At 60.6% G+C, this 13,248-nt stretch carries 11 protein-coding genes; 3 read left to right on the forward strand and 8 right to left on the reverse strand.

The features are described 5' to 3' along the window. Positions 1-134: 134 nt before the first annotated feature. Complete coding sequence (tcdA, locus tag ACTJKS_RS02485) at positions 135-953, forward strand: tRNA cyclic N6-threonylcarbamoyladenosine(37) synthase TcdA (protein ID WP_003222099.1); 819 nt, start codon at positions 135-137, stop codon at positions 951-953. A gap of 131 nt (positions 954-1,084) precedes the next feature. Here tcdA and ACTJKS_RS02490 read toward each other — a convergent pair whose 3' ends face one another. The 4 genes from ACTJKS_RS02490 to ACTJKS_RS02505 all read right to left on the reverse strand — a co-directional run bounded on the left by ACTJKS_RS02490 (position 1,085) and on the right by ACTJKS_RS02505 (position 4,239). Beyond that, on the reverse strand, positions 1,085-1,495 hold the full coding sequence (locus tag ACTJKS_RS02490; RefSeq protein ID WP_108181813.1) for a SufE family protein: 411 nt from the start codon (positions 1,493-1,495) through the stop codon (positions 1,085-1,087). Next, entirely contained in the window at positions 1,492-2,697 is a 1,206-nt protein-coding gene (locus ACTJKS_RS02495; protein ID WP_108181814.1) for an aminotransferase class V-fold PLP-dependent enzyme, read from the reverse strand. The genes ACTJKS_RS02490 and ACTJKS_RS02495 overlap by 4 nt, the downstream gene beginning before the upstream one ends. Before the next feature lie 112 nt (positions 2,698-2,809). Next, positions 2,810-3,844 carry a 2,3,4,5-tetrahydropyridine-2,6-dicarboxylate N-succinyltransferase gene (dapD, locus tag ACTJKS_RS02500; RefSeq protein WP_007954762.1) on the reverse strand — a complete coding sequence of 345 codons (1,035 nt, stop codon included), beginning with the start codon at positions 3,842-3,844 and terminating at the stop codon, positions 2,810-2,812. 32 nt (positions 3,845-3,876) lie between these two features. Further along, positions 3,877-4,239, reverse strand: coding sequence for an ArsC family reductase (locus tag ACTJKS_RS02505; RefSeq protein ID WP_041072357.1), 363 nt, complete (start codon positions 4,237-4,239; stop codon positions 3,877-3,879). A 270-nt stretch (positions 4,240-4,509) separates the two neighbouring features. On the opposite strand from ACTJKS_RS02505, the gene ACTJKS_RS02510 reads away from it, so the two are divergent. After that, a complete protein-coding gene (locus ACTJKS_RS02510; protein ID WP_041072355.1) occupies positions 4,510-6,141 on the forward strand; it encodes a Na+/H+ antiporter in 1,632 nt (543 codons plus the stop codon). A gap of 21 nt (positions 6,142-6,162) precedes the next feature. Here ACTJKS_RS02510 and ACTJKS_RS02515 read toward each other — a convergent pair whose 3' ends face one another. From ACTJKS_RS02515 to map, 4 genes are all read right to left on the reverse strand, one after another. Continuing rightward, entirely contained in the window at positions 6,163-6,810 is a 648-nt protein-coding gene (locus tag ACTJKS_RS02515) for a hypothetical protein (RefSeq protein WP_108181815.1), read from the reverse strand. Between the two features lie 261 nt (positions 6,811-7,071). After that, positions 7,072-8,271, reverse strand: coding sequence for a succinyldiaminopimelate transaminase (dapC, locus tag ACTJKS_RS02520; RefSeq protein WP_095667396.1), 1,200 nt, complete (start codon positions 8,269-8,271; stop codon positions 7,072-7,074). A 206-nt stretch (positions 8,272-8,477) separates the two neighbouring features. Beyond that, on the reverse strand, positions 8,478-11,180 hold the full coding sequence (locus ACTJKS_RS02525; protein ID WP_047291863.1) for a [protein-PII] uridylyltransferase: 2,703 nt from the start codon (positions 11,178-11,180) through the stop codon (positions 8,478-8,480). A gap of 41 nt (positions 11,181-11,221) precedes the next feature. Then, positions 11,222-12,004 (reverse strand): type I methionyl aminopeptidase, encoded by a 783-nt coding sequence (gene map, locus ACTJKS_RS02530; RefSeq protein WP_108181816.1) that lies wholly within the window; start codon positions 12,002-12,004, stop codon positions 11,222-11,224. 373 nt (positions 12,005-12,377) lie between these two features. Here map and rpsB point away from each other — a divergent pair, with 373 nt between their 5' ends. Continuing rightward, complete coding sequence (rpsB, locus tag ACTJKS_RS02535; protein ID WP_003222119.1) at positions 12,378-13,115, forward strand: 30S ribosomal protein S2; 738 nt, start codon at positions 12,378-12,380, stop codon at positions 13,113-13,115. The last annotated feature ends 133 nt before the right edge of the window (positions 13,116-13,248 follow it).

Genomic DNA, 13,248 nt, shown 5'->3' on the forward strand with positions numbered 1-13,248 from the left:
GCCGTTTCGCGACCCGGCGGGAGCAAGCTCCCTCGCCACAAAGGTTGTGTGAAAACGCCTGCGTTCACCGTTCATAGCGTCAAAGATGCTCTTGGCCGCCGACGGCCCTATAATGCGCGCCGGTTTTTGGGGTAATGGTCATGAGTACAGAAGATCCGCGGTTTGCAGGCATCGCCCGTTTGTATGGCATCGAGGGCCTCGAGCGCCTGCGTGCGGCCCATGTGGCGATTGTCGGCGTCGGTGGCGTCGGTTCCTGGGCGGCGGAGGCCATGGCCCGCTGTGGCGTGGGCGAGATTTCGCTGTTCGACCTCGACGACGTCTGCGTCAGCAACGCCAACCGCCAGTTGCATGCGCTGGACAGCACCGTCGGCAAGCCCAAGGTCGAGGTGATGGCCGAGCGTCTGCGCGGGATCAACCCGGACTGCACCGTGCACGCGGTGGCGGATTTCGTCACTCGCGACACCATGGCCGAGTACATCACACCGAACATCGACTGCGTGATCGACTGCATCGACGCGGTCAACGCCAAGGCTGCGCTGATCGCCTGGTGCAAGCGGCGCAAGATCCAGATCATCACCACCGGCGGTGCCGGCGGACAGATCGATCCGACGCTGATTCAGGTCTGCGACCTCAACCGCACATTCAACGATCCACTGGCCTCGAAAGTGCGTTCGACGTTGCGTCGTGACTATGGCTTCTCGCGTACCGTGACTCGCCATTACAGCGTGCCGTGTGTGTTCTCCACCGAACAACTGCGCTATCCGAAACCGGACGGCAGCATCTGCTTGCAGAAGAGTTTTGTCGGCGACGGGGTGAAGCTCGACTGCGCCGGCGGGTTTGGCGCGGTAATGATGGTCACGGCGACGTTCGGCATGGTCGCGGCGACCAAGGCGGTGGACAAGATTGTGGCGGGTGTGCGGCGGCCGGCTGACCGAGTAAAACCTCAGGTTTGATCTGTGAGGCTGATGACCTCATCGCTGGCAAGCCAGCTCCCACACCTCCCTTGTAGGAGCTGCCGAAGGCTGCGATCTTTTGATCCTGATTTTAAAAAACAAGATCAAAAGATCGCAGCCTGCGGCAGCTCCTACGGGGTGGTGGCCAACTCATTCATGCGTTTGAGCACGGCATTCAAGCCATTACTGCGCGACGGCGACAACTGCCGCGACAGTCCCAGCTGATTGAACCAGTCCGGCAGGTCCACTTGCTGCAACTCGACAGCGCTCAAACCGTTGACCCGCAACAGCAGCAACGCCACCAACCCACGAATCATCCGCGCATCGCTGGCAGCGCTGAAGTGCCAGTGACCGTCCTGCAACTCACCCACCAGCCACATTTGACTCTCACAGCCATGCACCCGATTGGCTTCGCATTTGTCCGCGTCATTCAGCGGCGGCAGACGATCGCCAAACTGCATCAGCAACCGTGCGCGTTGTTCCCAACCCGCGGCATTCTGAAAGGTCTGCAGCGCTTCGGCGGCGGCGAGCGGCAGGTTCATCGCAGCAACTCCAAGGCCTGATCCAGCGCGTCGAAGAAACGCTCCAGATCCTCGGAGTCGTTGTACAGTGCCAGCGACACGCGGATCGCCCCGGCCAGTTCGAAGCTTTTCAGCAACGGCATGGCGCAGTGATGCCCGGCGCGCACGGCGATGCCTTGCTCGGTGAGCAGGTGCGCCAGATCGGCGTTGTGCACACCCTCGACGACAAAACTGGCCAGCGCCAGTTGCGGCTTGCCCAGCAGACGAATGCCGTTACGCGCAGCCAGGCCTTGCAGCAGGTAGGCGTGCAGCGCCGCTTCGTGAGTGGACACCGCGTCCTGATCCAGCCCGGCCAGATAATCGAGCGTGGCACCGAGGCCAATCACGCTGGCGATCGGCGGCGTGCCCGCCTCGAACCCCAGCGGGGCAGGGCGGAAGCGTGAATCGTGATAATTGGCTTCCAGCACCATTTCGCCGCCGAACTGCCAGGGCTGCAGTTGCTCAAGCGCCTTGTTGCGCCCGAACAGCACGCCGAGGCCATCGGGGCCGTACAGCTTGTGGCTGGAAAACACATAGAAGTCGCAACCCAGCGCCTGCACGTCGTGGCGACCATGCACCACACCCTGGGCGCCATCGACCACGGTCAGCGCGTTGTGCGCCTTGGCCATCGCCAGCAGCGCCGGCAGCGGTTGCCAGGCACCGAGCACGTTGGACAGCTGACTGACCGCCAGCAAGCGAGTGCGTGGACCGATCAGGTGAACGGCAGCAGCGAGGTCGATCACCCCGTCTTCGTCCAGTGGCAGGATCACCAGTTTCAGCTCGCGACGCTGCGCCAGTTGCTGCCACGGCAGCAGGTTGGCGTGATGCTCCAGGGCGCTGATGACAATTTCATCGCCCGGGTGGAAAAGATGTTCCAGGCCGTAAGCCAGGAGATTCAGCGCGCTGGTGGCGCCGTGGGTGAAGATGATCTGCCCGCTGTCACCGGCATTCAGCCACTGGGCAACCTTGAGCCGACTGTCTTCGAACGCCTGTGTGGCGTGGGCGCCGGGCAGATGCTGCGCACGATGCACATTGGCCGCGCCGTTGGCGTAGTAATGCGTCAGTGCGTCAAGCAGGGCCTGGGGTTTTTGCGTGGTGGCGGCGTTGTCCAGATAGGTCTGGTCTTGCCGTTGCAGGGCGGCGATGGCCGGAAAGTCGGCACGCCACGGGGAGGGAATCATCACAGTTTTCAGCCCAGGTGAAGAGGGGCGGGATGTACGCCGAACCTTGTGGGAGCGAGNAGGACGCTAAAAGCTTCGCGAGCAGGCTCGCTCCCACAGGTTATCAATGTGCTGCTTAGTTGTGAGCGTGCAGCGCTTCGTTCAGCTCGATCGCCGATTTGTGGGTCTTGCATTCCACGGCACCGGTTTCCGAATTGCGACGGAACAGCAGGTCGGTCTGACCTGCCAGTTCACGCGCCTTCACCACTTTGACCAGGTTGTTGTGCTCGTCCAGCAGCGCGACCTTGGTGCCGGCGGTCACGTACAGGCCCGACTCGACGGTGTTGCGGTCGCCCAACGGAATACCGATACCGGCGTTGGCGCCGATCAGGCAGCCTTCGCCAACCTTGATCACGATGTTGCCGCCGCCCGACAAAGTGCCCATGGTCGAGCAGCCGCCGCCCAGGTCCGAGCCCTTGCCGACGAATACGCCAGCGGAAACGCGGCCTTCGATCATGCCTGGGCCTTCGGTGCCGGCGTTGAAGTTGATGAAGCCTTCGTGCATCACGGTGGTGCCTTCGCCCACGTACGCACCCAGACGCAGGCGTGCGGCGTCAGCGATACGCACGCCGGCCGGCACCACGTAGTCGGTCATTTTCGGGAACTTGTCCACCGAGAACACTTCCAGCAGCTCGCCGCGCAGGCGGGCTTCGAGTTGCAGCTCGGCCAGTTCGCTCAGGTCGATCGCACCCTGGCTGGTCCAGGCCACGTTCGGCAGCAGCGGGAAGATCCCGGCCAGGCTCACGCCGTGCGGCTTGACCAGACGATGGGACAGCAGGTGCAGCTTCAGGTACGCCTCTGGCGTCGAGGTCAGCTGTGCGTCTTCGGCCAGCAGGGTGGCGACCAGCGGCTTGTGGCTCTCGGCCAGACGGGTCAGCAGTTTGCCTTGAACGGCGTCGATGCCTTTGACCGCTTCAGCCAGTTGCGCAGCCTGCGCGGTGGTGAAGGTGATGGCCTGGTTGCCTTCGGTGTAGCCGAGGATCGGCGCAACGGCAGCGACCAGTTCGGCCGACGGGTTGAGCAGTGGCTGGGCGTAGAACACTTCCAGCCAGGCACCTTGACGGTTTTGCGTGCCGACACCAAAGGCGATGCTGAACAGAGAGTTGGACATGTGAATACCTCTAGCAATAAGTGACGGGCTGCTTACTTGAGTGCGGCCGCGTAGATGTCTGGCTTGAAGCCAATCAGGGTTCGGTCACCGAGATCGAGCACCGGGCGCTTGATCATCGAGGGCTGCGCGAGCATCAGTTCGATGGCTTTCGACTGGTCGAGATCGGCTTTACGTTCGTCGTCGAGTTTGCGAAAGGTCGTGCCGGCACGGTTCAACACCGTTTGCCAGCCGTGCTCGTTGCACCATTGAGTCAGGTGCTCACGGTCGATACCGGCGGTTTTGTAGTCGTGAAAGTCGTAGCTGACAGCGTGTTCATCGAGCCAGGTGCGCGCCTTCTTCATGGTGTCGCAGGCTTTGATGCCGAAAAGGTGCAACGTTTTACTTGAAACGGTCAAGGAATCGCCCCCTTTACAGGTGCTGGAAAAAAATGGTGTCGGATTATGCCATGACCAACGCGTTTCGGGCGGCCACGGTTGTCGTAACGGTGCAAAACCTGTGGGAGCGAGNGGCAATATCTCTGTTGAATCAGACACCGCATTCGCGAGCAGGCTCGCTCCCACAAGGGGACTGCGTTCCAGCAGTGCGACATAGGTGCAACGGTCAGACGTATCCTGAGCGGCTAATATGACCGTTCAACGCTGTCGATTGTCTGAGATTTCCGCTTTATGCAAACCGCTTATACCGTCCTGATCCTGCTGATGCTGGTCAGCGTCTCGCGGCTGGTCGGACGGGTCATCCCGCTGCCGCTGCCCCTGGTGCAAATCGCCGCCGGTGCCTTGCTGGCCTGGCCGACATTGGGCCTGCACGTAGCGCTGGATCCGGAGCTGTTCCTGTTTCTGTTTCTGCCGCCGCTGCTGTTTTCCGACGGCTGGCGGATGCCCAAACGCGAGTTCTGGCATTTGCGTGGGCCGATCCTGACGCTGGCGGTCGGTCTGGTGCTGTTTACCGTGGTCGGTGCCGGGTACTTCATTCACTGGCTGTTGCCGACAATTCCACTACCGGTGGCCTTCGCGCTCGCCGCTGTGCTGTCGCCGACCGACGCCGTGGCGGTGTCGGCGATCTCGCAGAACCGTTTGCCGACGCCGCTGATGCATATCCTGCAAGGCGAGGCGCTGATGAACGACGCTTCTGGACTGGTGACGTTCAAGTTTGCCCTGGTCGCGGCGGTGACCGGAGTGTTCTCACTGGCCAATGCCAGCCTGACCTTCGTGCTGGTGGCGGTCGGAGGCTTGGCCGTCGGCGTGGTGCTGAGCTGGCTGGTCGGGCGTTTGCGCGCGTGGATGATCGCCCGGGGCTGGGACGATCCGGCCACCCACGTGGTGTTCATGTTGCTGCTGCCGTTCGCGGCTTATGTGCTGGCCGAACGGTTGGGCGCTTCCGGCATCCTGTCGGCGGTGGCGGCGGGAATGATGCAGAGCTGGCTCGATCTGTTGCCACGACAGACCAGCACTCGCTTGCTCAACCGTAGCGTCTGGTCGCTGCTCGAATTTGCCTTCAACGGTCTGATCTTCCTGCTGCTGGGTCTGCAATTGCCGGACATCATCAAAGCGGTGGTCAGCCACGAGCCGACGTTGTGGCCGACGCTGCTGTACCGTGGCCTCGACGTGGTGGCGATTTTCCTCGCGCTGGTGCTGTTGCGCTTTATCTGGGTGCAGAGCATCTGGCGCCTGTCGGTGCTGCTGCGGCGTTTGCGCGGCAAGGGCGACCTGACGCAAGTGCCGACCGCGCGATCCTGCTGGCTGCTGACCGTCGGCGGTGTGCGCGGTGCGGTGACGCTGGCCGGTGTGATGTCGGTGCCGATGCTGATGGGGGCCGAGGCGTTCCCCGAGCGCGATCTGCTGATCTTCATCGCCGCCGGGGTGATTCTGTTGTCGCTGATTTGCGCCTGCATCGCTTTGCCATTGCTGCTGCGTGGCATCGAGAAAAGTCCGGACGACAAGCGCCGTCAGGAAGTGCGCGACGCCTGGCGCAAGACCGCCGAGGCGGCGATCCATGCGCTGGAAACCGAAGAGGTCGCGCCGCAGGACGCCGCGCAGGCAGCACTCTCGGCCGAACTCAAGGCGCGGATCATGTCCGAGTACCGGCATCAGCTTGAGGTGTTCAACGATTCGGCTGAAGCCCAGGCGCTGGCGTTCCAGATGGATCTGCTGGAGCGCCGTTTGCGACTCAAGGCGCTGCGGGCGCAACGCCTTGAGTTGTATAGCCTGAGCCGTCATCACCAGATTGGTGATGATGTGCTCAGAGAAGTATTGAGCGAGCTTGATTTGAGCGAGGCAAATCTGGGGCAGGTCAAATAGTCCGATACGGACCTGACAGGCTCACTGACTCGCGGGGTAGGGGTAAGCGTTCGACATGAAGGTTTTATCCTGTTCGCTGAGACCCAGATTGATGAAGATCTGGAAGTCACCGAGCGTCCACGACTGGCTGACGGGATAGTGCATGATCGACTTCTGGTCGTACTCTGAGTAAATGCTTTCGTCGGGATTGCCGACGTCAAAGTACCAATCGTGCAGTCGTTTGCGCGTCACGCTGGCCTGGTAGTTGTCTTCTTCCGGGTCGGCAGTTATTCCGTGTTGTTTATAAATGGCCGGTTTGTCCCAGGGAATGTTTGCCGTGGGGTTGGTCTGTTCATGTTCTGCACCGAGCATGTGACCGAACTCATGCATGACATTGGCCGCGAAGTAGCGTGCCTGACTGGGCGCGTGGGGCCAGAGTCTCATGGTCGGCTCATCGGGATGTAAGAGAGCATCGGTACCGATCAGAGAGGAAAACGTTCCCGGTTGACTGAGTATGCGGATATCGCCTTCTTCACCTTCGACGAAATCGAACTTCAAGTTGATGTGCGGCAACCAGTTGCTGGCGGCGGCGATCGTTTCGTCCTTGAATGCCTGCGTACCGTTGAGGAAGGCGATGCGAAGTGTGCTGCCGGGAGTCCAGAATTTTGCCGGATTGTTTTTAGCCCACATGTTTTTGAATCTCCCAAGTACATTTAATGTTGCGGGAGATGCGTGTGTGTTCGAATTGTTTGTTTGGCTGAAGCCAAGTTGATTGCATTACGGAACATCCATGTTTTCATTCTTCAGGTTTAACTTATCCGGTTGCTTATTGTTCCCGGAAAGTTGCTTTGAATGAGGGATGCTAGTGACTGAGCTGGAGTCGGTAAATTGAATATATGTACGGTTTTATGACCGGTTACCGTGCCAGCGGAACTGGCACGGTAAAGACACTTACGACTGGCGAGAGACAAAGGCGCGAATCCGCTCTGCGGCCTCGACGCATTCAGCCAGTGGCGCAACCAGCGCCATGCGCACTCGACCGGCGCCCGGATTCACACCGTCTACCTCGCGGGACAGGTACGAGCCTGGCACCACGGTCACGTGTTCCTGTTCGAACAGGTCGCGACAGAACGCCGCGTCGTCACCTTGTACGTTCGGCCAAAGATAGAAACTGCCGTCCGGACGCTGCACGTCCATCACCGGGCTGAGGATCGCCAAGACAGCGTCGAATTTCTCGCGGTACAGCGCACGGTTGGCGCGCACGTGCACTTCGTCATTCCACGCCGCAACGCTGGCCAGTTGGGTTTGCACCGGCATCGCGCAGCCGTGGTAGGTGCGGTAGAGCAAAAAGCCTTTGAGGACATCGGCGTCGCCCGCGACGAAACCGGAACGCAGCCCCGGCAGGTTGGAGCGCTTGGACAGGCTGTGGAACACCACGCAACGCTTGAAGTCCTTGCGGCCCAGTTCGACACACGCACTGAGCAGGCCCGGCGGTGGGGTCTGTTCGTCGAAGTACAGTTCGCTGTAGCACTCGTCGGCGGCGATCACGAAGTCGTGTTCGTCGGCCAGGGCGATGAGTTTTTTCAGCACATCGACCGGGATCAGCGCGCCGGTCGGATTGCCCGGCGAACACAGGAACAGGATCTGGCAGCGTTTCCAGATGTCTGGCGAGACTGCGTCGAAATCCGGGTTGAAGCCGTTTTCGTCCAGGCACGGCAGGTAGTGCGGCTTGGCGCCGGCGAGGAACGCTGCCCCTTCGTAGATCTGATAGAACGGGTTCGGGCTGACCACCAGTGCATCATCACCGCGATTGACCACGGTCTGGGTGAAGGCGAACAGCGCTTCGCGGGTGCCGTTGACCGGCAGCACGTTGCGCGCCGGATCAATCCAGCCGCTTGGTACGCCGAAGCGACGTTCGCACCAGCCGGCGATGGCTTCGCGCAGGGCCGGAATGCCGAGGGTGGTCGGGTACACCGCCATCTGATCCAGATTGTTCGCCAGCGCTTCGGCGACAAAGCTTGGCGAACGATGTTTCGGCTCGCCGATCGACAGGGCGATCGGGCGTTTGTCCGGGTTCGGCGTCACGCTGCCGAGCAAGGCGCGGAGCTTTTCGAACGGGTAGGGCTGGAGCTGGTTCAGAGCGTTGTTCATGGGGGCCTCGTTCAATGTGGAGAGAACTCCGTGGCGAGGGGATTTATCTCCGATCGGCTGCGCAGCAGCCGCAAAACCATCGCGTGCGGTGTAACGGATACTCCGCGATTGCCGGTTCGGGGCTGCTTCGCAACCCATCGGGGATGAATCCCCTCACCACAAAAGCCCCGGCAGCTATATCTGCCTCCACAGGGTAGTTTGCTGATTCAAATACTGATGCGCGAAAGCTTGATATCCGGTTCCTGATTGACGCTCAGTTGCTCGACGATTGCGTCCTGCAAGCGGCTGCACAGCAGCGGGTCGGAGAGCGGCTGGTTGTGGGCGTCAGTGATGAAGAACACGTCTTCCACGCGTTCGCCCAGGGTCGCAATCTTGGCGTTCTGCAGCGACAGGTCGAACTCGAGAAAGATCCCGCCGACCCGCGCCAGCAGGCCCGGGCGATCAGGGGCGGTGAGTTCCAGCACCGTCACCGGACGCTGAGCGTCGTTGTGGATCGTTACCTGCGGCGCGAAGGCGAAGTGCTTGAGCTGGCGCGGCACCCGACGCTGGATGATCGTCGGGTAGTCGTCCGGGTTGCGCAACGCTTCGGTCAAACCGTCGCGAATCTGTTTGATCCGTGTCGGGTTGTCGCCGATGGATTCACCGTCGTTGTCGAGCACGATATAGGTGTCGAGGGTGAACTGGCTGCTTGAGGTGATGACCCTGGCGTCATGAATGTTCAGGTTGAGCTGATCCATCGCGGCCACGGTCACGGCGAAGAAGTCGTGCTGATCCGGTGCATAGATGAAGATCTGCGTGCCGCCCTCGAACTCGCGCTGGGTGGTTTCCTTGATCAGCACCAGCGGGCCGCCATCGGCCGGTTGCTGCAGGATCGCGTCACTGTGCCAGGCCACGTCGCCAGCGGTGTGACGCAGGAAATAGTCATCGCCCAGTTGTGCCCACAACTGCTCGACGTCGTCCGGATCGGTGCCGCCACGCACGAGGATGTCCAGTGCGGCGCTCTGGGTCTGGCGGATCTGCTCTTCGCGATCCACCGGGTTTTCCAGGCCACGGCGCAGAGCGCGTTTGGTCTCGGTGTAGAGCTGGCGCAGCAGGCTGGCGCGCCAGGAGTTCCACAGCGTCGGGTTGGTCGCGTTGATATCGGCAACCGTCAGCACGTACAGGTAGTCCAGACGGGTTTCGTCGCCGACGATCTGCGCGAAATCATGGATCACCTGCGGATCGGACAGATCCTTGCGCTGCGCGGTGGTCGACATCACCAGGTGATTCTGCACCAGCCAGACGATCAGGCGGCTGTCCCACAGCGGCAACTGATGGCGCTGGCAGAACGCTTCGGCATCGACCGCGCCGATGTCCGAGTGATCGCCATGCCGGCCCTTGCCGATGTCATGGTACAGGCCGGCCATGTAAATGAGCTCAGGCTTGGGCAGTTTGGCCATGAGCTTGGCGGCCAGCGGGAATTTTTCCGACACCTGGGTGTACTGCAACTTACGCAGGTGTTTGATCAGGTTCAGGGTGTGCGCATCGACCGTATAAATGTGGAACAGGTCGTGCTGCATTTGCCCGACGATAAAGCCGAACTCCGGCAGATAACGCCCGAGGATGCCGTAGCGGTTCATCCGGCGCAGGTTGCGGTGCACGCCGATCTTGCATTTGAACAGCTCGATGAACAGGCTGGTATTGCGGATATCGTTGCGGAAATTGTCGTCGATCAGGTGCCGGTTCTCGCGCAGCAGACGAATGGTGTCGGCGCGCACACCTTTGATTTCCGGCTGCTGGGCCATCAACACGAAAATCTCGAGCATGGCGAACGGCGTGCGACGGAACACGTTGTCGTTGCGCGCTTCGATGTAGCCGTCGTGCAACTGGAAGCGCGAGTTGATCGGCTGCGGCGGCGCTTCGTCTTCCGGGGCGAGGATGACTTCCTCGAAATGCTGGATGATCAGGTCGCTGAGCTGGGCAATGCTCATCACCACGCGGAAATACTGCTGCATGAAGTTTTCGACCGCCTGTTTGGCGTCGTCGCCTTCAAAGCCGAGCAGACCGGCAATGGTCCGTTGATGATCGAACAGCAGACGGTCTTCGGAGCGACCGGCGAGCATGTGCAGGGCGTAACGCACTTTCCACAGAAATTCCTGGGATGACGCCAGCAGGGCGTTTTCGCTCTCGACCAGAAAACCTTCGCCGGCGAGGGCGCGCAGGTTCAGGGTGCCGTACTGACGCCGGGCCACCCACAGAATCGTCTGGATATCCCGCAGGCCGCCGGGCGAGCCTTTGACGTTGGGTTCCAGGTTGTATTCGGTGTCGTTGTACTTGTGGTGGCGGGCCTTCTGTTCGGCGCGCTTGGCCAGGAAAAACTCCTTGGCCGGCCACATGTGGGCCGTGCTGGTGACATCAAGCATGCGCTGACGCAGGCGCTCGGGGCCGCAGATGGTGCGGCTTTCCATCAGGTTGGTGACCACGGTCAGGTCGGCACGGGCTTCCTCGGCGCATTCATCGACCGAGCGTACGCTCTGGCCGACTTCCAGGCCGATGTCCCACAGCAGCGTCAGAAAACGCTCGATGGAGTCGCGGAAAACTTCGTGATCGGCGCTGTCCAGCAGGATCAGCAAGTCGATGTCAGAGTAGGGATGCAACTCGCCCCGGCCATAGCCACCGACCGCGACCAGCGCGATGTCGGCGTCTTCGCTCCAGTTGAACTGCTCCCAGGCCTTTTGCAGGATGTTGTCGACGAACCATGCGCGGTCTTCGATCAGGCGGCGGATGTCGCGGCCATTGCGAAAACGCGTGTCGAGGACCTCGCGCGCCTGGCGGATCGCCTTTTTGAACGCCGCGATAGGACTCGCTTTCAGGGCCAGTTCAGCCTGGAACTGGCCGCGGTCGAAGAGTTCGGGATCCACCTGCGGCATCGATTGGCTTTCCTTCTATAAAGGTGGGAGCGTTCTACGGGTCAGGCCGAGACGCGCGGGATGGTGTCGTCGGCGCGCAGGGTGAAGATCTCGTAGCCGGTGTCGGTCACCAGCAGGGTGTGTTCCCACTGCGCCGAGAGCTTGCGGTCCTTGGTGATCGCGGTCCAGCCGTCGCCCAGCACCTTGGTGTCGGCTTTGCCCTGGTTGATCATCGGCTCGATGGTGAAGGTCATGCCGGCCTTCAGTTCCATACCGGTGCCGGCGCGGCCGTAGTGCAGGATCTGCGGTTCTTCGTGGAACACCTTGCCGATGCCGTGGCCGCAGAACTCGCGAACCACCGAGAAACCGTTCTTTTCCGCGTGCTTCTGGATGACTTCACCGATGTCGCCGAGGCGGCAGCCGGGCTTGACGATCTCGATTGCCTTGTACATGCATTCCTGAGTGATCTGCGACAGGCGCTCGGCCCAGACAGGTACTTCGCCAACGTGGAACATGCGGCTGGTGTCGCCGTGGTAGCCGTCCTTGATCACGGTGACGTCGATGTTCAGGGTGTCACCGTTTTTTAGCGGCTTATCGTTCGGAATGCCGTGGCAGACCACATGGTTGATCGAGGTGCAGATCGACTTCGGAAAACCCTTGTAGTTGAGCGGGGCCGGGATGGCCTGCTGCACGTTGACGATGTAGTCGTGGCAGATCTGGTTCAGTTGATCGGTAGTCACGCCCGGTTTGACGTGTTCGGCAATCATTTCCAGCACATCGGCGGCCAGTTTGCCGGCGACACGCATGCCAGCGATGTCCTCGGGGGTTTTGAGGTTGACGGTCATACAGGCTCTCTCTGCGCTCGGCGGCGCTTGCTGATACGGATAGGGTGGCAGGTGTACGTTTCGCGACCCTGAAAAACCCGATTCTAACAGACGAAAGGCGCAAATCCGCGCCTGCGTACATCGTCTCTCTCTATACAATGGTGTGCCTGACGGCGATTCCAAGGGGGCTGCGCCCATGTCTCTGGTGCGAATACAGATTCCGGGTTCCGTTTCTGTGCACCTTGTGGTATAAAATGCGCCGCTTTCCGGGGATGCCCCGAGAAGCTTAAATCCACACACGTGTCGACACGATGACCTGGGTGCTTTTGGCTTTATGCCACTGGTTGGTCATTGGGATACGTGGAGGCCAAACCCGACTTATTAAGGAACTATCATGTCCCAAGTCAACATGCGCGATATGCTGAAGGCCGGTGTGCACTTCGGTCACCAAACCCGTTACTGGAATCCGAAAATGGGTAAGTACATTTTCGGCGCGCGTAACAAGATTCACATCATCAACCTTGAAAAAACCCTGCCAATGTTCAACGAAGCTCTGACTTTCGTAGAGCGTCTGGCCCAGGGCAAAAACAAGATTCTGTTCGTCGGCACCAAGCGTTCCGCTGGCAAGATCGTTGCTGAAGAAGCAGCACGTTGCGGTTCGCCGTACGTCGACCACCGCTGGTTGGGCGGCATGCTGACCAACTTCAAAACCATTCGTGCTTCCATCAAGCGTCTGCGTGACCTTGAAGTTCAAGCCGAAGACGGTACTTTCGCCAAGCTGACCAAGAAAGAAGCGCTGATGCGCTCCCGTGACCTGGAAAAGCTGGATCGCTCCCTGGGCGGCATCAAGGACATGGGCGGTCTGCCAGACGCACTGTTCGTGATCGACGTTGACCACGAGCGCATCGCGATCACCGAAGCCAACAAGCTGGGCATCCCGGTCATCGGCGTTGTCGATACCAACAGCAGCCCGGAAGGCGTTGACTACATCATCCCAGGCAACGATGACGCAATCCGCGCTATCCAGCTGTACATGGGTTCGATGGCTGACGCAGTGATCCGTGGTCGCAACAATGTTGCTGGCGGCACTGTTGAATTCGCAGCTGAAGAAACTCAGGCTGCAGCTGAGTAATCGACGCCCTGGCGTTGGCTCAGTAAGCAAAAAGGGGGCTTGGCCCCCTTTTTGCCACCTCGAAAACCGTTTGTTGGCGCCCACGTGTGGCAGCGCACCTCCTGCATTTGTAACGTGCAGCAGCTACAAGGTG

Source organism: Pseudomonas sp. 22189 (genome assembly GCF_052045635.1).
Classification (GTDB): Bacteria; Pseudomonadota; Gammaproteobacteria; order Pseudomonadales; family Pseudomonadaceae; genus Aquipseudomonas; species Aquipseudomonas parakoreensis.

Bases quoted from the DNA above. Each gene is read 5' to 3' on its own strand.
- ACTJKS_RS02525 (WP_047291863.1), bottom strand. From the start codon at position 11,180: ATGCCGCAGGTGGATCCCGAACTCTTCGACCGCGGCCAGTTCCAGGCT.
- map (WP_108181816.1), bottom strand. From the start codon at position 12,004: ATGACCGTCAACCTCAAAACCCCCGAGGACATCGCTGGCATGCGTGTC.
- ACTJKS_RS02510 (WP_041072355.1), top strand. From the start codon at position 4,510: ATGCAAACCGCTTATACCGTCCTGATCCTGCTGATGCTGGTCAGCGTC.
- ACTJKS_RS02515 (WP_108181815.1), bottom strand. From the start codon at position 6,810: ATGTGGGCTAAAAACAATCCGGCAAAATTCTGGACTCCCGGCAGCACA.
- rpsB (WP_003222119.1), top strand. From the start codon at position 12,378: ATGTCCCAAGTCAACATGCGCGATATGCTGAAGGCCGGTGTGCACTTC.
- tcdA (WP_003222099.1), top strand. From the start codon at position 135: ATGGTCATGAGTACAGAAGATCCGCGGTTTGCAGGCATCGCCCGTTTG.
- dapC (WP_095667396.1), bottom strand. From the start codon at position 8,271: ATGAACAACGCTCTGAACCAGCTCCAGCCCTACCCGTTCGAAAAGCTC.
- dapD (WP_007954762.1), bottom strand. From the start codon at position 3,844: ATGTCCAACTCTCTGTTCAGCATCGCCTTTGGTGTCGGCACGCAAAAC.
- ACTJKS_RS02490 (WP_108181813.1), bottom strand. From the start codon at position 1,495: ATGAACCTGCCGCTCGCCGCCGCCGAAGCGCTGCAGACCTTTCAGAAT.